The sequence below is a fragment of the Paracoccus sp. PAMC 22219 genome, assembly GCF_000787695.1.
Classification (GTDB): Bacteria; Pseudomonadota; Alphaproteobacteria; order Rhodobacterales; family Rhodobacteraceae; genus Paracoccus.
In genome coordinates this window covers 1-19,482 of sequence record NZ_BBPH01000020.1, presented here as the reverse complement: position 1 = coordinate 19,482, position 19,482 = coordinate 1, and the positions used below count along the sequence as shown (strand labels likewise).

Genomic DNA, 19,482 nt, shown 5'->3' with positions numbered 1-19,482 from the left:
GCATCCGCTCCTGTGATGTCGTCAGATCTTGTTTCGTACCGAATGTCCTTCACAACGGGCGGCCTCATGCTGCTCGAAAGCCGGGCCGTGGCCAAGCTGCACGTACCGGGGGAGACGTGGGCGGCGACGCTCGAGCGGGCCAGAGATGCAGGGGCGACAGCCCTGCCGAAAATTGCGTCGAACCGGCGGGTCCTGAATGAAATCGTTCTGCGATTGTCGGCTCTGTCCGCCGAAGAACTGGCCTTCCTAGCCGACGAGGCTGACCACGACGAGGCCCAGGCACTGCTCTGGATAGCCGTGTGCAGAAGCTACAGGTTCATTGAGGAGTTCGTGCGGGAGGTCGTAATCGACCGATACCTCTCCTACCGCCTGGACCTGCCGCCCGAGAGTTTCGATGTCTTCTTCCATGACAAGGCGGAGTGGAACGACAAGCTGGCACGCCTTAGCCCAGGCACCCAGAAAAAGCTCGGTCAGGTGATGTTCCGCATCTTGCGGGAAGCCGGGATCATCTCCCGCGACCGCCACATCCAGACAGCGATCATTTCCAATCGAATGCAAATTATGATTGAAAATGCACAGCCTGCAGCCTTTGATTATTTTCCCGGCCTCCGTCGGGGTGGAGTTTGATTTTTGAAGATGATGTTTGATCGGAAGGGCAGGGCCGAACACCTGTTCAAGGTCGTGACCAGCCAGCGTTTTTTGACCAAGCAGGGCCTGGGCAATGAGGTGCCGTTTTTCATCTGCCCCTATGCGGCTGCGGACGGCATGGCGATGGACGAGGATCGGGCCGATCTGATCACCCGAAGTGCCCATGCGGGCGTCCGCGTTCTGGACCTGAACCTCTATGACATCACGCTTCAGATCCTCGCCGAGCGAGGCATCCTCGAGCAGGTCCTGGAGATCGAACAGGATACGGAAAAGGCTGAACTCAAGGAATTGCTGCAGGGTGTTCTGGACCCTCAGGCGCACCTGGTGCCGATGGTGGCAGAGATGATCAAGGCCACCCCTCACGACATCATTTTCCTATCGGGTGTCGGTGAGGTCTATCCCTACCTGCGCTCGCACAATGTCCTGAACAACCTGCAGAGCACGGCCAAGGAAGCGCCGACGGTCATGTTCTTCCCCGGAAGCTACACCCATGCGCTGGCCACCGGCGCATCGCTCGATCTGTTCGGGCTGCTTCACGACGACAAATATTACCGTGCCTTCAACATCATGAATTACGAGGTCTGACCGTGACCCAATATCTTCGCGACATTTTCGCAAAGCCCGTCGATCGCGCCATTGATGGCGTCATCAAGGCCGATGACGACACAGGGCTGCGCATCGAGCTGGATGAGTACGTCATCACGGATGAGATCGGTCAGCGCATCGAGCTATTCCTGGAGGCCTATACCAATTACCACACCGCCAATGGCGTATGGATTTCCGGGTTCTTCGGCTCAGGCAAGTCACATCTACTGAAGATGTTGGCGTTGCTTCTGGAGAACCGCGAGGTCGATGGCCGGCGCGCAGCAGATATCTTCCTTGAGAAAGAGAAGATCAAGGACGCCCCGATGATCCGTGGCCTGCTGCAGAAGGCCGTCGCCATCCCGTCCAGGTCGATCCTGTTCAACATCGATCAGAAGGCAGATGTGATCTCCAAGACCGATGTCGACGCCCTGTTGGCGGTCTTCCAGAAGGTATTTGACGATTCCTGTGGCTTCTACGGAAAGCAGCCTCATATCGCGCAAATGGAGCGCGACCTGCATGGCCGCGGTCAGCTGGAAGCGTTCAAGGCTGCCTTCCACACTGCGTCAGGAAAGTCTTGGGAGCGGGGACGCGAACAGGCGCTGCTGGAAACCCGCAACATCGCCACGGCCTTTGCCGCAGCCACCGGTGGGGATCCTGCGGATGCCAAGGATATCCTGAACCAGTACCGCAAGGACACCCGGGTCTCGATCGAAGACTTCGCCGCAACCATCAAGGTGTGGATCGACGAGCAGGAGCCGAATTTCCGGCTCAACTTCTTTGTCGATGAGGTCGGCCAGTATATCGCCGACAACGTGAAGCTGATGACCAACCTGCAGACGATTGCAGAAAGCCTGAACACCAAGTGCAAGGGTCAGGCCTGGATCATCGTGACCGCGCAGCAGGATATGGCCTCCGTCATTGGGGACATGACCCAGCAGCAGGAAAATGACTTCTCCAAGATCCAGGCCCGGTTTAGCAACCGGATGCCTTTGAACTCGGCCGATGTCGCGGAGGTCATTCAGCGCCGGCTTCTCTCCAAGACGGAGGAGGGGGAAGCCCAACTCGGCAATCTCTATCAGCGGGAAGAAAACAACCTCAAGACGCTTTTCGACTTCACGGATGGGTCGATCAAGCTGAAGAATTTTCGCGATCGCGACCAGTTCGTGCTCAGCTATCCTTTCCCGCCTTATCAATACACGTTGTTCCAGATGGCGATCCAGGCGCTGTCGCAGCACAATGCCTTCGAGGGCAAGCACAGCTCCGTCGGTGAGCGCTCGATGCTGGGGGTCTTCCAAGAGGTCGCCAAGAAGCTGAAGGATCAACCCGTCGGGGGCCTCGCGACGTTCGACCAGATGTTTGAGGGCATTCGCACAGCCCTGAAATCGTCCGTCCAGCAATCCATCCACATCGCCGAGCGCGATATCGAAGACGTGGATCCGTTCGCCGTGCGTGTGCTGAAGGCGTTGTTCCTTGTCAAATACGTCAAGGAGTTCAAACCCTCGGTTCGCAACATCTCGATCCTGTTGCTGTCCGGGTTTGAAAGCGATCAGACGGCGCAACGGCGCCGGATCGAAGAGGCCCTAGCCTTTCTGGAGCGCAACACCCTCATCCAGCGCAATGGCGAGGTCTATGAGTTCCTGACCAACGAAGAAAAGGACGTCGAGGCCGAGATCAAGGCCCTTCCCGTCGAGCAGTCGGAGGTCTCGGGCGCGCTGGAGACCATGGCCTTCGACGCTATTCTGCGAAGCCGCAAGATCCGCCACAACACATCAGGCAATGAATACCAGTTCACGCGGCGGCTCGACGGCCATCTGATCGGCAAAGAGCATGAGCTGGCGATCCACCTGTTCTCGCCGTTCAGTGAGGATGGTGACAGCCCGGAGACCATCCGCACCCGGACCATCGCCAATGAGGAGCTGGCGGTGGTCATGAAGCCCGATCAGCTGTTCCTGCGCGACATGGTCCTCTTCAAGCAGACGGACAAGTTCGTCCGCCAGTCCCGGAGTGGATCCCCGCAGCCGGGCAGGGATCGGATCATCGCCGAAAAGGGCGAGCAGAACAGCCGTCGCGCGAAGGACCTGGAGCTGCGGCTGCGCAAGCTGATCGGCGAGGCGCGATTGTTCGTCCGGGGGGACGAATTGGACCTCAGCGGCGAGGATCCTCAGGAGCGCGTCACCAAAGCGTTCCAGACCCTGGTCGACAAGGTCTACACGAACCTGCCGATGCTGCGCAGCGTCATCTACACCGAAGCAGATATCATGAAATCCGTGCAGTCGGGCACGTCACTCTTCGGGGAAAACGGTGAAGGGCTCGGCGAGCCGGAACAGGAGATCCTGAACTTCCTGAGCAGCCAGGCCCGCAATGGGGTGAAGGTCTCGGCGAAGCACCTGACCGACAAGTTTTCCGCAAAACCTTATGGTTGGCCTAGCCATGCAGTGATGTGCCTGACCGGGAGCCTGGTCACAAAGAACAAGATCGAGGCGCGCATCGACGGTGCGGTCCATGAAGGCGTCGATCTCGCCCGGGCGCTGAACAACAGCCAGATGGTTGGAAACCTCTTGCTGACGACGCAGACCGAGTTCACGCCAGCTGCACTGCGAAACGCGAAAGAGCTCTATCGTGAGCTTTTCGGATCACCTGCCGGCGGCAGCGATGCGCGTGCCTTGGGCGAGGACTGGAAGCAGGCTGTCGATGCCTTGGAAACCAAAGTCGATGATCTGACCCGACAGGTCCATGATTACCCATTCATGGAAGCATTGGCTCCTCTGCAGGCGCGCCTGAGGGCCATGAAGGGCAAGCCGGCCGCATGGTACATCACCGAGCCGATCACGCAGCAGGAAGAGCTGCTCGATGCGCGCGAGACGATCCTCGACAAGATCCTCAGCTTCATGGGTGGTGCCCAGAAGGGCATCTACGACGATGCGCGCGGGGCGCTGTCTCAGCAGTCCGAGAACATCGCGGATGTCGACGCGGATGCCGGACGGCGGCTGCGGGCGGTGATGGATGACGAGAACTGCTATCGGGGATCGGCGATCCAGAACCTTAAGGCGGATCTCTATGATCTGAAGAACAAGGTTGATCTTGCGGTGATCGCCGAGCGCAAGGCCGCCAACGCAGCCTTGGACGAGGTTGCAGTGAAACTGGGCCAGCTACCGGAGTATATGACCCTCACGGCCGAGCAGAAGCGGGCTATTGACGAGCAGATTGCAACCCAAAGAACGGGTCTCGACACCACCAGCCTGATCCCGTCGTTGCGGGATCGTGGCAATCAGGTCCGTCACCGGTTGTTCACTGCCTTGCTTTCGCGGATCTCGGAAATGACCGCCGTCCAGCCTGTCGTCCCCACCTCTCCTGGTGAGCCTCCAGCACCTGCACCGAAGAAAACGGTGTTTGTATCCGCGCGCGATCTGAAGGTGGAAATGGGCAAGCCTTTCCTCAGCAATGAGGCCGAGGTGACCGACTATCTTGAAGCATTGAGAAAGACTCTGCTGTCCGAAATCGCGGCAGGCAACAAGGTGACGATCTGATGGATACCAACGCGCTCAAGAAATTCGCGCAGGCGGCGCGTAATCTGCTGATCAGTCAGGTCACCGCCAAGCTCGATCTAGTTCTGGCCGAAGGCGCAGCTGCTCGGCGTGAGCATCCGCGGGCGGTCAAAGATCTGGAAAACGCGTTGCGGACCTCCGGCAGGACCCAGGTGGTCGAACAGGTCGCCTATACCTGGTTCAACCGCTTCACAGCGCTACGCTTCATGGATGCCAATGGCTACACTCAGGTTCGCATCGTCTCTCCGGCTGACGGCAAGACCCGTCCGGAGCTTCTGGCCGAGGCTGCGGCGGGCAATTTGCCGGACGGCGCACCTGCCGAGGTTTCCGCGTTGCTGGAGGGCCGTCTCCCGTCGAATGATCCGCAGGCAGAGGCCTACCGCCTGCTGCTAGTCCATGCCTGCAATGCATGGCACGGGCCGATGCCCTTCCTGTTCGAGGAGCTGGACGATTACACCGAACTGCTGATGCCCGAGGATCTGCTGTCTCAGACCTCGATCCTCGCCCGGCTGCGCGCGGTCATGACCGAAGAGGCCTGTAAGGATGTCGAGATCATCGGCTGGCTCTACCAGTTCTACATCTCGGAGAAGAAGGATCAGGTCTTCGCGGGGCTGAAGAAGAACCAGAAAATCACGGCCGAGAACATCCCCGCTGCGACACAGCTGTTCACGCCGCACTGGATCGTCCGCTATCTGGTGGAGAACTCTCTGGGGCGGCTGTGGCTGCTGAACCGCCCGGGGTCGAAGCTGGCCGCGCAGATGGACTATTACATCGCACCGGAAGAGCCCGAGACGGACTTCTTGAGGATCGGCAGGCCTGAGGAGATTAAGGTCTGCGATCCGGCTTGCGGGTCGGGGCACATGCTGACCTATGCCTTTGACCTGCTCTACGCCATCTACGAGGAAGAGGGCTATGACGCGGCCGAGATCCCCGTGCTGATCCTGACGCACAACCTGACCGGGGTGGAGATCGATGATCGCGCCGGTGCGCTGGCCGCCTTTGCGCTGGCGATGAAGGCCGCGGCGCGGCTGGGGCGGCGGCGGTTTCTGCGGTTGGAGGCAAAGCCCGACATCGTGGTGTTGCAGAACGTGGCCTTCACGCCCGCCGAGATGCAGGACGTGGCCGCCGTGGTGGGCAAGGATCTGTTCACCGATGAGCTGCGAGAGACGCTAGTCCAGTTCGAGCATATCAAGAACTTCGGCTCGCTGATCATGCCGAAGCTGCGCGACCCGGCAGAGACGCTGCGAGTGGTCGAGACGCGGGACTTCGGCGGCGACCTGCTGCTGAAGGAGGTGCAGGATCGCGTCATCGCCGTGCTGCGCATGGCCGAGGCGCTTTCACCGAAGTATCACGTGGTCGTGGCTAACCCGCCGTATATGGGCTTTAAAGGAATGAACGGAGCTCTATCCAATTTCCTTTTGGCGAACTACGCGGAGTTCAAATCTGACCTTTTTGCCGCGTTCATTTCGCGATGCACCTTGATGTCACGAACGCATTCTTACTTTGGGATAATGTGCCCTCACGTTTGGATGTTTCTTCAGTCGCACGAACGACTGCGGATCGAGTTGACTGAGAAGAATGCGCTTATACATCTGGTCGAGATGCCGCTTACCGGGTTCTCTGGCGCCACTGTTCAAATTTGTGGATTTATTTCTAAAAGGGCCGGGCGCTCATCAGCACCAGCTACGTTCATTTCTCTATTGAAGTTCTCAGGTGGTGAGCCGGAGATGGAACGCATGACTTTGGAGGCGGTTCGAGGTCAGAGCGTTTCATACAGGTTCTCTGCATCACCTGATGAGTTTCTTGTAATTCCCGGTGCCCCTATATCCTATAGTTCCGGATCCGGGATCAGACATAGCTTTGCGGATAGTGAAACGCTGTTAAATGTTGCGCGACCAAGGCAAGGACTCGCGACAAGTAATAATGAGAGGTTTCTCAGGAACTGGCATGAAGTGGCATTTGATCGGGCTTGCCTTGGCGCCCGGAATCACAAGGAAGCGAAGCTGTCGGAAAGAACTTGGTTCCCCTATAATAAAGGGGGGCCGTACCGAAAATGGTTTGGTAATGCCTTTCATTTCGTGAACTGGAGAAATGATGGCGCGGCACTGCTGGCGTTTGCTGGAGAGCTTTATGGGAGTCCGACACGGACGATCAAGAACATCAAGTTTTATTTCCAAGAAGGTGTAACTTGGTCAGACATAAAGACAGGTGGCTTCGGCGCAAGGTTTAACCCGCCTGGGTTCATCTTTGACGTCAAGGGCTCTTGCGCATTCCCCGACGCCAAAGACCGCTTAAAAGTCTTAGGATTGCTATCAAGTAAACTTGTCGAAGCATATGTTTCTATACTCAACCCAACCGTTACTTTCCAAGTCGGCGACATAGCGAGGATTCCTTACAATCCAGCGGAAGTGGACAGTCTGGTCGACGTCTTGGTAAAGATCGCCAAATCCGACTGGGACGCCTACGAAACCTCCTGGGATTTCACGACGCTTCCGCTGCTCCAACCCGACCACCGCGCCGAGACGCTGGAGGCCACCTACGCCGCCCTCCGCGTCCATTGGCAGTCCATGACGGACGCCATGCAGCGGCTGGAGGAAGAGAACAATCGCATTTTCATCGACGCCTATGGTCTGCAAGACGAGCTGACCCCCGAGGTACCGCTGAACGAGATCACCCTCACCTGTAACCCCGCCTATCGCTATGGCATTAAGAACGACGTGGCGGCGAACGAGGCCCGCCTGCGCGCCGACACCATGGCCGAGTTCCTCTCCTACGCCGTGGGTTGTATGTTCGGCCGCTACAGCCTCGACGCGCCCGGCCTGATCCTTGCCAATCAGGGCGAGACGCTGGCCAACTACCTTGCACGCGTGCCGGACCCGACCTTCATGCCAGACAAGGACAACGTCATACCGGTGCTCGACGCCGACTGGTTCGCCGACGACATCACCGACCGGTTCCGCCAGTTCCTGCGGGTGACCTTCGGCGAAGACACCTTCCGCGAAACCTGCGCTTCATCGAGGAGGCGCTTGGCAAGGACATCCGCAGGTACTTTACCAAGGATTTCTACGCCGATCACGTGAAGCGCTACAAGAAGCGGCCGATCTACTGGATGTTCTCCAGCCCCAAGGGCACGTTCAATGCGCTGATCTACATGCACCGCTATCGCGGCGACACGGTGTCGGTCCTGCTGAACGAATACCTGCGCGAGTTCGTCACCAAGCTGGAAGGCGAGCAGGTGCGCCTGAACAAGCTGTCCGACGACCCCACCGCGACGCAGGGGCAGCGGACCAAGGCCCTCAAGGATGCAGGCATCATCGCCAAGCAGTTGGATGAGCTGAACGAGTGGGAGCGCGAGGTGATCTTCCCGCTGGCCCAGGCCAAGATCGACATCGATCTGGATGACGGGGTCAAGGCAAACTACCCCAAGTTCGGTACGGCGCTGAAGAAGATCGTCGGTCTCGAGGCCAGCGATGAATGATCGACTGACCGCAAGCCTGGCCCGATTGTTCGATGAGCATCGGATCGTGTTCTGGTACGACGCGGCCCGCGACATGCGCACCGCAGTCGAGGCGATCGATCTGGACGGTGTCGCGAAGGTCGAGATCGTCAACAACCAGTTCGGACTGAAGTACCGGATGCTGCGGCAAGAGCCGGAGCAGAAGTTCCTGGTGTTTCATGACGGGCCGGAGCCCGCGATGCAGGAGAACTGGCTGCTAGACGTGCAGCTGGCCACGACCGTCTTCAAAGCCGATCAGGCTGCGATCTGGCTGAGCGAGCTGAGCCTGCGACCGCTTTTGAGGAGGTCGTGCGCGACCACATTGAGTTCTATCGCGCAAGCAGTCGCATCGCGGATCTGAAACGTCTGATGCAGCAGGGCGATACCAGAACCGACATCCGCAAGCGCATGCTGGCGGTCTGCGTGGGCGCCGAGGGGGCGTTGGATACGGTGATCGAGCAGCTGCTGGATCAGCTGGCTGCCGGACGAGAAGAGGGCATGCGGCTGATTGAACGGTCGCACCTGTCCGAATTCTTCTGGAAGCAGGTCGGCAACGCCTATGGATATCGCTCTGACAAGCCGGACCTCGAGGATTTCGCAATTGCGTTCTTCGAGGGTGCCTACCAGCTGGCCTTGGGCGAGGATGCAAAGCTGAAAGCGGAAGCGCTGCTGGTTTTCCGTCGCTGGAAGAACAACAAGCACTATTCCGAAGCCTTCGAGACGCTCAGCAAGCGCTTTGAGGGTACTCTCAAGATCCCGCAACATCTGAATTTGCGCCAAGCTCGGACCTTGAAGTCCGTCGATCATTTTGAAGAGATCGACCGACACGTGATCCGTTCCCTGGTTCAGGCCATGGCAAGCCAAACCTTGGGCGCTGCGGATGTTCTGCAGATCATCCGGGAGCGGCGGCAAAGCCACTGGTATGCGACCTACGAGCATGTCTATCAGGCGATCAGCCATGCCATCGAGTTTCAGCAGGCTCTGGCCGAGGCCAATCTCAGCATGACCAGCCCCGAGGAGGGCATCAAGCGGTACGTGTCGAGCTGGTACAAGCTGGATCAGCTGTATCGCAAGTTCATCTTTCACATGCAGAAAAGCGGTCAGGCTACGTTGCTAAGTGACTTGTTCGAGGTCGTGGAGAACCGCTACACGACCAGCTACCTGCTGAAGGTCAATGACGCCTGGCAGGATCAGATTGCGACCATGCCCGACTGGAGCGTGCGCGGCTATCCGATGCAACGGGATTTCTACCGGGACCAGGCCGCTGAATTCCGCCGCAAGGATCAGAAGGTCGTCGTCGTCATCTCGGACGCGTTTCGCTACGAGATTGCCGAGGAATGCCTGCGGGCCATCCGCAAGCTCAACAAGTTCGATGCAGATCTGAAGCCGATGATCAGCAGCCTGCCCAGCTATACCCAGTTGGGCATGGCGGCCCTGCTGCCAAACAAGGACCTGACAATCCAGCCGGACGGCATTGTCATATCTTTCGGCCAGTCGACCCAGGGGACATCAAACCGGGAACGCGCTCTCGCCCAAGGCCGCACCGGTGACCGGGTCAAGGCGATGAAGGCAGACGAGTTCATGGGCATGCGCTCCGAAGACGGGAAGGTGCTCTTCCGAGACCATGACATCCTCTATCTGTACCACAACCGGATCGATGTGGTCGGCGACAAGCTGACCACCGAAGAGCGCGTGCCTGAGGCTGCCGAAGGTGCCATCGAGGACCTGACAGTCCTGGTCCGCAAGCTGACCAGCGCCAATGTCTCGAACATCCTGATCACTGCCGATCACGGGTTTCTCTATCAGCACCGCCCGCTCGACGAGACGGATTTCTCGGTCGCGGACCCGGCGGGGGATGAAATCCATGTTCGTAACCGCCGCTTTGTCGTCGGTCGCGGACTGAAGGCAACAGCCGGAATGAAGCGGTTCTCACCGGCTGAGTTGGGCCTTGCCGGCGATCTTGATGTGCTGGTGCCAAACTCCATCAACCGTCTGCGGGTCAAGGGATCCGGAAGTCGGTTCGTTCACGGTGGGGCAAGCCTGCAGGAAATCGTCATCCCGGTTCTTCGGGTTGGAAAGCAGCGCGAGTCCGACGTTCAGATGGTCGAGGTTCAGATCATCTCGTCTGGCCGCAATCTGATCTCGTCGGGACAGCACGCCGTGACGCTGTATCAGGTACAGCCGATTTCGGACAAGCTGCAGCCGCGCGAACTGGTGGCCGGGCTCTATGCCCTCGATGGCACTCTGATCTCTGACGAGCATAAGGTGCTTTTTGATTACCGCTCGGATAATCCGCGCGAACGCGAGATGCCGTTGAAGCTTTTACTGTCCCGGGACGCCGACGCCTTCAACAATCAGGATGTGGTCCTGAAGTTGCGCCAGCGCATCGGCAAGACCAGCCGCTATGATGACTACCAGAGCCAGCGCTATGAACTGCGACGCGGCATCCCGACCGATTTCGACTTCTGAGGAATGGCCATGAGCACGCTTGACGACAAGATCAACGACCATTTCGCAGGCTTCGTGGTCCGAAAGGATCTGGTCAAGGCCGTAAAGGGTAATGCGATCGTCCCGACCTACGTGCTGGAATACCTGCTGGGTCAGTATTGCGCGACCGATGACGAGGCGTCGATCGCGACCGGCATCGAGACGGTCAAGGAAATCCTGCGCAAACACTATGTCCATCGCAGCGAGGCAGGCCTGATCCAGTCCACGATCAAAGAACGGGGCCGCTACAAGGTCATCGACCAGATCAGCGTGTCCCTGAACGAAAAGACCGACAGCTACGAGGCAACCTTCGATAATCTGGGGATCAAGAAGGTGGCCGTGGACAGCGGCACCGTCAAGGCGCACCCGAAACTGCTGGTGACGGGGGTGTGGTGCATCGCAGACGTTCAGTACGAGTTCTCGGAAGATGCCCGGACCTCGCCTTGGATCCTCGAGACGATCAAGCCGATCCAGATCGCCCGCGTGGATTACGAGAGCTACAAGGCGGGTCGGGCGAAGTTCAGCACCGACGAATGGATCGATCTGCTGATGCAGTCGATCGGGTTCAACCCGGACATGTTCGGCCGCCGCAGCAAGCTGCTGCAGCTGATGCGGTTGATCCCCTTTGTTGAACGCAACTATAACATCATCGAACTTGGCCCCAAAGGGACCGGCAAGTCCCATATTTATTCGGAGTTTTCTCCGCACGGGCAGCTGATCTCCGGGGGAGAGGTCAGCATCCCCAAGCTGTTCGTGAACAACTCGAACGGGCGGATTGGTCTGGTCGGCTATTGGGACGTGGTGGCCTTCGACGAATTTGCCGGGCGTGAGAAGACCGCCAACAAGGCGCTTGTCGACATCATGAAGAACTACATGGCGAACAAGACCTTCTCGCGGGGGATCAACCCGATGGGGGCCGAGGCCAGTTTTTCGTTTGTCGGCAACACTGATCACAACGTCCCCTACATGCTGAAGAACAGTGACCTCTTCGAAGCCCTGCCGCCCCAGTTCCATGACTCGGCCTTCATCGACCGGCTCCATGCCTACCTGCCGGGATGGGAAATCGACGTTATCCGCGGTGAGATGTTCACCCGGGGCTATGGGTTCATCGTCGATTACCTGGCCGAGATCCTGCGCCATCTGCGTCAGGAGGATTACTCCAACCGGCCGGATCGGTACTTTAAATTAAGCGAGCAGATATCGACCCGTGATCGCGACGCCATCTCGAAAACCATGTCCGGCTTGCTGAAGATCCTGTTTCCAGCTGGTGGCGAGACAGAGCAAGAAACCGAAGAGCTGCTCAAGCTTGCCTTGGAGAGCCGCAAGCGGGTCAAGGACCAGCTATTCCGTATAGACGCGACCTATCCCGAGGTGGATTTCTACTACACCGGCTCCGACGGCAAAAAACGCCATGTGCGCACGGTCGAAGAGGAAGAGTTTCCGCAATTCTACTATCGCAAAGGCACGCCAGGCGCCGAAGCCCCCCAAAGCGTCGGCATGGATGGCGACCGAGTGCTCGCCGATGCCGCTGCGCCGTCTCAATCGCGGTCACATGGCACTCTCGCATCCATGACGCCTGATCCTATCGAAGGGCATCATGTCTTTGCCGAGAACCGGAAGGGGATCAGCTATGACACGCTGTTCGGCCATCACCTTCAAGGCGCGTCCCGCATCATCGTGACGGATCCCTACATTCGATACTTCTATCAAATCAAGAACATGATGGAATTCGTGGAAATGGTCATTTCACGGAAAGCGCCTGAAGATCAGATTTCCATTCATCTGGTCACGGCTCCGGATGACGGGAACGTGCCGAAGCAGCGCGAATTGCTTGAGAGTATTTCCGAGGCTTGCGTCGGTACGGGCGTGGATTTTACTTGGGCATATGACACCAGTGGTGCGGCCCATGCCCGTGATATCGTCACCGACAATGGTTGGAAGATCGTTCTTGATCGTGGGCTAGATATATTTCAGGCACCCATGCGCCGTGAGAACGGATTCAACCTTGGTGACCGCCTTCAAGAACATCGAATGGTAAAGGCATTTTACGTGACCTATCTGAAGGAAACGGCAAATATTTTGTTAGCGGAGCACAACAATGGTTAAGTTTTTAGCCGGCGCCAATTTATCCGAAGCTATAAGAACGGTTTGTGCGGGACAGGATGTTAGATGCGCCGTAGCATTTTGGGGGAGGGGATCTGAATCTCTATTCAATGAAAAAAATCCTCAGCCTTGGATATTTTGTGACATCACTCTCGGTGGTACGTCACCAGAGGCTTTGCGCGCTCTCGGCGCGCCTGATAACAAAAGCCTGCGCCATGTTCGCGGGCTTCATGCTAAGGTGTACCTTTCAGAGAGAGGAGCCGTGATCGGCTCTGCCAATGCCTCCCAGAACGGCGTTGGCTTTGATAAGTTGGCTACACTGACTGAGAGCGGCGTCTTCATCAGCACGGAAAATGATCAGTACAAAGAAACCGAAAGATGGATTGAAGGCCTAATGGTTGCTTCTGAGCCCATCGACAAAGACGCGCTCGACCTGGCGAAGAGAAGCTTCCGACCGACCAAGCCAGTTGGTGGTCAGAAAATACGTGAAGGATCATTACTTGACTTGGTAGCAGCTTCACCCGACAGATTTTCGGATTTCAGCTTCGTATTTGCGAGCTCGGCCAGCACCTCAGATGACCGCAGGCTAGCGAGAGAGTCACTCCTCCGAGCCAATTCAAAAGAAACAGAGGCTATCAACGCTCTGCCAGACCACGGGATGTTTACCGGTTGGGATCAGAAGGACCTTAATAGGTGGCGGCGAGCATTCTTCGAGTTTTGGATGCCCGACAAAACTCTCAAAGTCTTTGGGAGAACGGTTGCTTATTTTGATGACGTTGAAGGCAATGTTATGACTAAGCGCGATTGGCGGGCAGTACGCGGCTGTATACCTGGTGAATTGCCAACAGCCGGCAGCATTGAACAAACAGACGCCGCTATCAGTAAAAAAATCATTGAAAAGTATGGGAATGTTCTTTTCACAGCCCTTGACCTTGCTCGAGAGATGGAGGTGATCTCGGAACAATAGCGTGCATTATACCTTTCGCTTTTCGCCTTTTCCGTAACTAGAAAAAGCTGTGCTCCTCATGCTGGTGCAGTCCGAAGTATTGACGGCAGCTAGGCGGCATAAACTGAGCTACTCCCGGATCCTTGGACAGTTTTTAAGGATATTTAAGCTTCTCTTAGAAGGAACCTCGGCTTTTGTGCGATACCGGAGCTGCTGCCCAGCACGGCATTTATATCGGGCAGCAACGGGGGGTGAATCAAATTAAGCTGGGCCGTGTTGAGCCGTGCAGTAGTCTGATCACCCCCGCCTTTTCATGTAGCCTGAACTGATACCTAGCAGGCCGCAAAATTTTCGCCGTGCCGGAACGGTTTCCCTTCTGCGCGGGGGTTGGCTGACGGCGTCAGGTTCGTGAACCTCGAAGGCGCATGTGCCCGATGGTGTCTATCATCGTTATGCGGTAATCCCCCCCGAAAGTGGCGGGCTGCATGAGTAGAATTTTCTCGGCAAGATGAACGAGGAGATTTCGAATGAAGACAAGCAGATACACTGAGGCTCAGATCATCGCGATCCTGCGGCAGGCCGAAGGCGGTGTGCCGGTGGCCGATCTGTGCCGTGAGCACGGCATGAGCAACGCGTCATTTTACAAGTGGCGGGCGAAGTATGGCGGGATGGATGCGTCCCTGATCAGCCAGATGAAGGCCATGGAAGAGGAGAACCGTCGGCTGAAGCGGATGTATGCGGACCTGAGCATGCAAGCCGATTTGCTGAAGGAGGCCCTTGGAAAAAAGTAACTCGGCCGTCTCAACGCCGTGAGATGGCCGAGAATGTAGTGGCGCGAAGAGGAGCGAGCGTTGCGCTGGCCTGCCGTGCCTTTGGGGTGAGCTAGACCTGCTATCGCTATGGCCCGAAGCTGAAGGCAGAGAACGAAGAGATCGCCGATCTGCTGGTCGGGCTGACCGATGCACGCAAGACATGGGGTTTTGGTCTGTGTTTCCTGCATCTGCGCAACGTCAAAGGGCACCCATGGAACCACAAGCGGGTCTACCGGATCTACTGCGCGCTGGAACTGAACCTGCGCATCAAACCCCGCAAGCGGTTGAAGCGGGACGAACCCGATGCGCTGGCCGTGTCGGATGCACCCAACATGACCTGGTCGATGGACTTCATGGCGGACCATCTCGGCGATGGCCGGGCGTTCCGGCTGCTGAACGTGCTGGATGACTTCAACCGCGAGGGGCTGGGGATCGAGGTGGACTTCTCGCTGCCAGCCGAACGGGTCATCCGCAGCTTGGACAGGATCATCGAATGGCGCGGCAAACCAGACACCATAAGGGTCGACAACGGCCCAGAATACATCAGTGAAACGCTGAGAAAATGGGCTGAGAAGCACAAGATCACGATTCAGCACATCCAACCCGGGCAGCCCCAGCAGACCGCCTACATTGAGCGTTACAACCGCACGGTTCGGCATGAATGGCTTGACCAATACATCATCGAAACGATCGAGGAGGCACAAGACCACGCCACGCAATGGCTCTGGACTTACAACAACGATCGCCCGAACATGGGCATCGGCGGTATCACACCCGCACAAAAATTGAAAATGGCTGCGTAAGTTCTACAGATGCACCCCGTTAAAAACGGGGGGATTACCCATCGCCTTCGAAGCGTTTGACAAAGCGGCGGCGGACATGGGTCCAGCAATAGACCAGCTGCCACGGGCCGCTGTCGCGCGCGACCTCGGTCAGCGCATTGTAGGACTGGTAGGCGTCGCATTGCGAGGCAACCGACCGCGGTATCCGGCCAGGAACCTCCGCGGATGCTCCCGTCCACGACCGGGGGCGTCGTGGAGGGAGGGCATGACTACCATTGGTTCGAAGGAATGCCCGAACGACCATGGGCGGGCAGCACCGCCATGTCCGCGATCGTCGGACACGACGACCCAGAAATGCCGCTCTTCGTAGCCTTTCGGCCCGGATCCAGCACCGGCGCGCGGGTGTCGTCAACGAAGATCCGGTCGGCGGCGCGCAGATGAGCGCGCATATGGTCTATGACGGGCATCAGGTGGAAGGAGGCGCGCCCCGTCCGGTTGCCTAGCGTGCCACGGTCGAGGTGGAGTCGCTGCCGCTCGGGGATTCCTGCCTAGCGGTAAAACGACAGGTCGTCACCAAACTTCAAGACCATGATCCACGCGATCAGCCGCTCGGTCGGCAGCCCGCCAAGGACGACATGCTCAGGGGCATGGGCTTGCACCACGGCATGCGAGCAGCCGCGACAGGCGTATCTCGGGCGCCGCGTTTACCAGCACCTGGAACTGCGCGGGGATCACACGCTTAAATGTATCGTCCCCGATCCGGGCAATCTCACCATAGCCGCAGGGACAAAGCATGCTGGCGGGCTCGATTACCCGTTCGACCCGGGGCAGGTGCTATGGCATTCGCGGCGTCTCCCCGCGCGTCCGTTGCAACGCGGTCTCTGCCTTTTCCTGTGCGGCCGCGAGCACAGCCCCTGGGCCATTTTGGCATCCTCGAGCGGCAGAGTGAACTGATCGGGCGACAGCTTCTCGAAACTCTTGCCGAAGCGTTCGCGCTGCGAGGAGCGCAGGATGTCCTCCAGCCGACGATTGGCCTCCTACACCTCGCTAGCGCCACCTCGACCGCGGCCAGGCGAGCCTTCAGATGAGCGTTCTCAAAATTGAGGGCGTCGGCATTCATGCATGAAGTGAATCACGCCAAGGCCGCTCTTACCACTAAAAAGGGAGCTTCCAGTGCATCGGCCGCACTTGCCCGCCGCGCTCGCTCCGGTCTTACCAGACGCCAGTCCAACCGCTCGAACAGTGCTGCCAGCTGCGCCGAAGACATCCGCATCACCCCGTCGCGCACCTGCGGACAGACGAACTTGGCTCCTTCCAGCCGCTTATGAACCAGCACCATCCCGGTCTGATTCCGTACCAGGAGCTTGATGTGGTCCGCCCGTTTCGCACGAAATACGAAGCGGGCGCCACAGAACGAGTCGAGCCCGAACATCTCTTGAACCACCAGTGCGAGGCCGTCGATCCCCTTGCGAAAGTCCACCGGCCGCATCCCCACGTAGACCTTCACTGCCCCTACTTTGCCGCCCTACTTCGCCGAGCATCACGATGCTGCCGCTCGGATCGACCGCGTCAGCAGGACCTCATCGGCGTCGGCGCTGACGCGGATCACAACATCGCCAACAACGATCTCCACGCCGGTGGCAACCTCCGTCTCTGCCGGCATCGCCGCTGCGGGACCCTCGACAACCCACGCGGTTCTGAAACGCCAGTCCCAAACTCGCCTAACCCTGATTGAACGTCAGATAGCGGAGCTTGATGCTGAGAGTGGCGGACGCAAGGCTTTGCACGACGCGCTCTACATGCCTGCGTTGGTTGCCATGCGATTCAACCTGTGCTTCAAGGCCAAGTACACACAGCTACGCGACGCTGGGAAGCAGGCAAAGGTCACGATCGTGGCAATCATGCGTATGCTGCTGGAGACTGCCAACACATTGGTTAAAGCCGACCGCCTCTGGTCGATCAAGGCACCTTGTGCATGACGGATACTCAAGCTGTACTATATGTTTACTGGTCCACTCCAAACGCAAAGCTGCCGCGCCATCGGTACAGCCCTGACGGGCGGCCCTCAGGACTTGGCGGAACGGCGTGCGTGCGGGGGTGAGAACGCTGTTGGCAGATCTGCCTTAAGCAAAACGTGCGGCTAGCATCCGTAGCCCCCGTCACTTACGCTTCGCTCGTTCCCCCTACCAAGGGCTACGGGCTCCTAGGGAAGGTGTTAGTTATATATAGGCAGTCGATTTCGACTACTCTTCGACTATGCCCACGAGAACCGGGCGGCATGGCCAGGGTATCCCTTACTAACCTTTTTAATAATGCCGGCCTCGATCAAGGTGCGGCGAGCCTTTGAGAACCGCTTAGGGTTCCACTTTCCGTCTGGCATGTGATCGGCCATCCCATCGGCACAGAGAAACTCTTCGTCGCTGCCTGCCCACCTCATCAGGACGCCGTGAAGGTAATAGGCATCTGCACCAAGTTCTTGGACTTGGTCACGGATGCTGTTGCGCAGGATCGTATGAGGTTCGCCTCCAAAGCGGTTATCCCCGCGCTCGGTGATTTGGTGGACGCTGCGAGCCGTTGCAATGATCTCAGCGTCAGTAAACGGATGGCCCGCTCTCCTATCAATGACTGCATCGGCATAGGTAAAGGCCTCGTCCAGTAGGACTTCCAGATCATCACAATGGCGAGCCACCCGCATCAGGTGGCGGAACAGTGCTTCGGACCGGCCGCCCGCCGCAATCTTGCCCCAATTGGCTGCGACGGGTTGCACAAGCTTCGGCTCAGGGAACTCAATCATGTTCGCTGCGGGCCGCAGCTTGTGCAGATCGTCCAGACTGCCTCGTATAAATTCATAGGGGCCCTTGCTGCCCTTGGAAGGTGGCGCAACAACAACGCCGCCGCCTAGGACATCGACAGGAACAGATGCCCCATAAGGGCGGATCAGCCGCTTTTCTCCACTGAAACGATACCATGCCTGAAGGTTATCAGAGCCTGACCGCACGATGATTGGGCTTTGCCCATGACGTTTCATCATGTCTCGCAAGAGATCTTCGTCGGTGCTATCGCTGTCCAATACTGTAATTCTGGATCGTTCTCCAGCCATGAACCCCAAGGCGTCGATATCAGGAAATTTGAGAGCCAGTTGCTTGGAGGCCTTGAGGCCTACTCCTGCAAAGCGCTTCACGGCCGGTTTTTTCCCCTGCATGGGAAAGGTTGGAATGTTGTGTGTCGCATAGTTACGTTGGTGATCAGTGAAGACTCCCAAGGTCTTTGTCCTTATGGATACCTTGGGGGATCGCCTCTTGCCGAGAAACATATGTTCCTCTAGCCTCTGTCTGGTCATATGAGACGCTCACCAAGGCTGTTTCTAACCAGAAGCCTGTTTCTGTTTGCCGCAGGAGCGGGCTTCGCTCATTTCAGGCCATATAGAGCCCGATACTGACAGTACCGCTATCCGTCGGTGTTTTTCAAGCTACGGGCACAATCAGAAGTGCTAATGTCTATCCGTAGTTAGTTAGATAGTGAACTGGCCCTGTTTCGACCGGACACTTTGGCATAGCATGGAGGCTTAGGTATATGCCTGAGCACGTGCTTATGTCTGAGATTGAGATCATCACGGATGGCGGCCGCCGCCGCCGCTGGACCGCTGCCGAGAAGCTGCGGATCGTCGAGGTCGAGGGGAACCGTGGCCCCGGTGGGGCCGCGTAAGCCCCCGAGGGCTGGAGGATCAGGCCAGCATTTCCATCGTTGCGCGGCGCAATGGCGTTGCACCCAACCTGGCTCGTATTCTTGGCGAAGGCTCATGCTCGAAGGGGGGAGTGTCGCCGTGACCCAGGATGATGACGTCACCAGCAACAAGGTCGTGCGGCAGCTCGAGGATCGTATCCGCGAACTTGAAAGGCATCTTGGCCGCAAGACGCTTGAATGAGCCTGTTCGCGCCATCGGTCCAAGCGGGCATGCGAATGAGATCCTGCGCGAAGCCCTGGACAAGTCACGCTCAAAAAACCGACCTTGCATGCGCGGTCGCCGCTGACAGGCGGTTCCCGGGGAAGGTCGTGGCAGAAACCCTTGGTGTGGCCC

Annotated in this window: 15 protein-coding genes and 2 pseudogenes; 12 read left to right on the top strand and 5 right to left on the bottom strand. The window is 58.0% G+C overall.

The features are described 5' to 3' along the window. Window positions 1-15: 15 nt before the first annotated feature. The 10 genes and pseudogenes from TY51_RS03270 to TY51_RS03230 all read left to right on the top strand — a co-directional run bounded on the left by TY51_RS03270 (window position 16) and on the right by TY51_RS03230 (window position 15,425). Window positions 16-627, top strand: a complete 612-nt coding sequence (locus TY51_RS03270; RefSeq protein WP_042245819.1) for a DUF1819 family protein — start codon at window positions 16-18, stop codon at window positions 625-627. A 9-nt stretch (window positions 628-636) separates the two neighbouring features. Beyond that, complete coding sequence (locus tag TY51_RS03265) at window positions 637-1,233, top strand: DUF1788 domain-containing protein (protein ID WP_081994687.1); 597 nt, start codon at window positions 637-639, stop codon at window positions 1,231-1,233. 2 nt (window positions 1,234-1,235) lie between these two features. Next, window positions 1,236-4,760, top strand: coding sequence for a BREX system P-loop protein BrxC (brxC, locus tag TY51_RS03260; protein ID WP_042245816.1), 3,525 nt, complete (start codon window positions 1,236-1,238; stop codon window positions 4,758-4,760). Further along, entirely contained in the window at window positions 4,760-7,858 is a 3,099-nt protein-coding gene (gene pglX / locus TY51_RS03255) for a BREX-1 system adenine-specific DNA-methyltransferase PglX (RefSeq protein ID WP_231558885.1), read from the top strand. Before brxC ends, pglX begins: the two co-directional genes overlap by 1 nt. Beyond that, a complete protein-coding gene (locus tag TY51_RS23135; protein ID WP_231558884.1) occupies window positions 7,855-8,256 on the top strand; it encodes a BREX-1 system adenine-specific DNA-methyltransferase PglX in 402 nt (133 codons plus the stop codon). Before pglX ends, TY51_RS23135 begins: the two co-directional genes overlap by 4 nt. After that, window positions 8,249-8,635, top strand: coding sequence for a hypothetical protein (locus TY51_RS23130; RefSeq protein WP_231558883.1), 387 nt, complete (start codon window positions 8,249-8,251; stop codon window positions 8,633-8,635). Before TY51_RS23135 ends, TY51_RS23130 begins: the two co-directional genes overlap by 8 nt. Beyond that, window positions 8,584-10,743, top strand: a complete 2,160-nt coding sequence (gene pglZ, locus TY51_RS03250; protein ID WP_231558882.1) for a BREX-1 system phosphatase PglZ type A — start codon at window positions 8,584-8,586, stop codon at window positions 10,741-10,743. The genes TY51_RS23130 and pglZ overlap by 52 nt, the downstream gene beginning before the upstream one ends. 9 nt (window positions 10,744-10,752) lie before the next feature. Then, entirely contained in the window at window positions 10,753-12,867 is a 2,115-nt protein-coding gene (gene brxL / locus TY51_RS03245) for a BREX system Lon protease-like protein BrxL (protein WP_042245813.1), read from the top strand. Next, window positions 12,860-13,831, top strand: coding sequence for a phospholipase D family protein (locus tag TY51_RS21635; protein ID WP_156117854.1), 972 nt, complete (start codon window positions 12,860-12,862; stop codon window positions 13,829-13,831). The genes brxL and TY51_RS21635 overlap by 8 nt, the downstream gene beginning before the upstream one ends. 506 nt (window positions 13,832-14,337) lie before the next feature. Then, a pseudogene (locus TY51_RS03230) lies at window positions 14,338-15,425 on the top strand (IS3 family transposase). A gap of 34 nt (window positions 15,426-15,459) precedes the next feature. Here the strand turns inward: TY51_RS03230 and TY51_RS22450 are convergent. The 4 genes from TY51_RS22450 to tnpB form a co-directional block, all read right to left on the bottom strand. Next, window positions 15,460-15,708 (bottom strand): transposase, encoded by a 249-nt coding sequence (locus TY51_RS22450; RefSeq protein WP_197054620.1) that lies wholly within the window; start codon window positions 15,706-15,708, stop codon window positions 15,460-15,462. Then, complete coding sequence (locus tag TY51_RS22445; protein WP_081994684.1) at window positions 15,674-15,946, bottom strand: transposase; 273 nt, start codon at window positions 15,944-15,946, stop codon at window positions 15,674-15,676. Before TY51_RS22445 ends, TY51_RS22450 begins: the two co-directional genes overlap by 35 nt. Before the next feature lie 267 nt (window positions 15,947-16,213). Next, complete coding sequence (locus tag TY51_RS22440) at window positions 16,214-16,369, bottom strand: hypothetical protein (RefSeq protein ID WP_231558888.1); 156 nt, start codon at window positions 16,367-16,369, stop codon at window positions 16,214-16,216. A 167-nt stretch (window positions 16,370-16,536) separates the two neighbouring features. Next, the gene (gene tnpB / locus TY51_RS03220; RefSeq protein WP_081994683.1) at window positions 16,537-16,911 is read right to left on the bottom strand and encodes an IS66 family insertion sequence element accessory protein TnpB; all 375 of its coding nucleotides are present in this window, start codon (window positions 16,909-16,911) and stop codon (window positions 16,537-16,539) included. A 10-nt stretch (window positions 16,912-16,921) separates the two neighbouring features. On the opposite strand from tnpB, the gene TY51_RS21625 reads away from it, so the two are divergent. Continuing rightward, complete coding sequence (locus TY51_RS21625; RefSeq protein WP_156117853.1) at window positions 16,922-17,383, top strand: hypothetical protein; 462 nt, start codon at window positions 16,922-16,924, stop codon at window positions 17,381-17,383. A 275-nt stretch (window positions 17,384-17,658) separates the two neighbouring features. Here TY51_RS21625 and TY51_RS03210 read toward each other — a convergent pair whose 3' ends face one another. After that, window positions 17,659-18,717 carry a bifunctional DNA primase/polymerase gene (locus tag TY51_RS03210; RefSeq protein WP_042245801.1) on the bottom strand — a complete coding sequence of 353 codons (1,059 nt, stop codon included), beginning with the start codon at window positions 18,715-18,717 and terminating at the stop codon, window positions 17,659-17,661. A gap of 260 nt (window positions 18,718-18,977) precedes the next feature. On the opposite strand from TY51_RS03210, the pseudogene TY51_RS20760 reads away from it, so the two are divergent. Further along, window positions 18,978-19,482, top strand: a pseudogene (locus tag TY51_RS20760) (transposase); the annotation flags it as partial.

What these genes read in the sequence shown, in the direction of transcription:
- pglX (WP_231558885.1), top strand. Translation starts at nt 4,760, where the DNA reads ATGGATACCAACGCGCTCAAGAAATTCGCGCAGGCGGCGCGTAATCTG.
- TY51_RS23130 (WP_231558883.1), top strand. Translation starts at nt 8,249, where the DNA reads ATGAATGATCGACTGACCGCAAGCCTGGCCCGATTGTTCGATGAGCAT.
- brxL (WP_042245813.1), top strand. Translation starts at nt 10,753, where the DNA reads ATGAGCACGCTTGACGACAAGATCAACGACCATTTCGCAGGCTTCGTG.
- TY51_RS03210 (WP_042245801.1), bottom strand. Translation starts at nt 18,717, where the DNA reads ATGTTTCTCGGCAAGAGGCGATCCCCCAAGGTATCCATAAGGACAAAG.
- TY51_RS21635 (WP_156117854.1), top strand. Translation starts at nt 12,860, where the DNA reads ATGGTTAAGTTTTTAGCCGGCGCCAATTTATCCGAAGCTATAAGAACG.
- TY51_RS22450 (WP_197054620.1), bottom strand. Translation starts at nt 15,708, where the DNA reads ATGGTCGTTCGGGCATTCCTTCGAACCAATGGTAGTCATGCCCTCCCT.
- TY51_RS03270 (WP_042245819.1), top strand. Translation starts at nt 16, where the DNA reads ATGTCGTCAGATCTTGTTTCGTACCGAATGTCCTTCACAACGGGCGGC.
- TY51_RS03265 (WP_081994687.1), top strand. Translation starts at nt 637, where the DNA reads ATGATGTTTGATCGGAAGGGCAGGGCCGAACACCTGTTCAAGGTCGTG.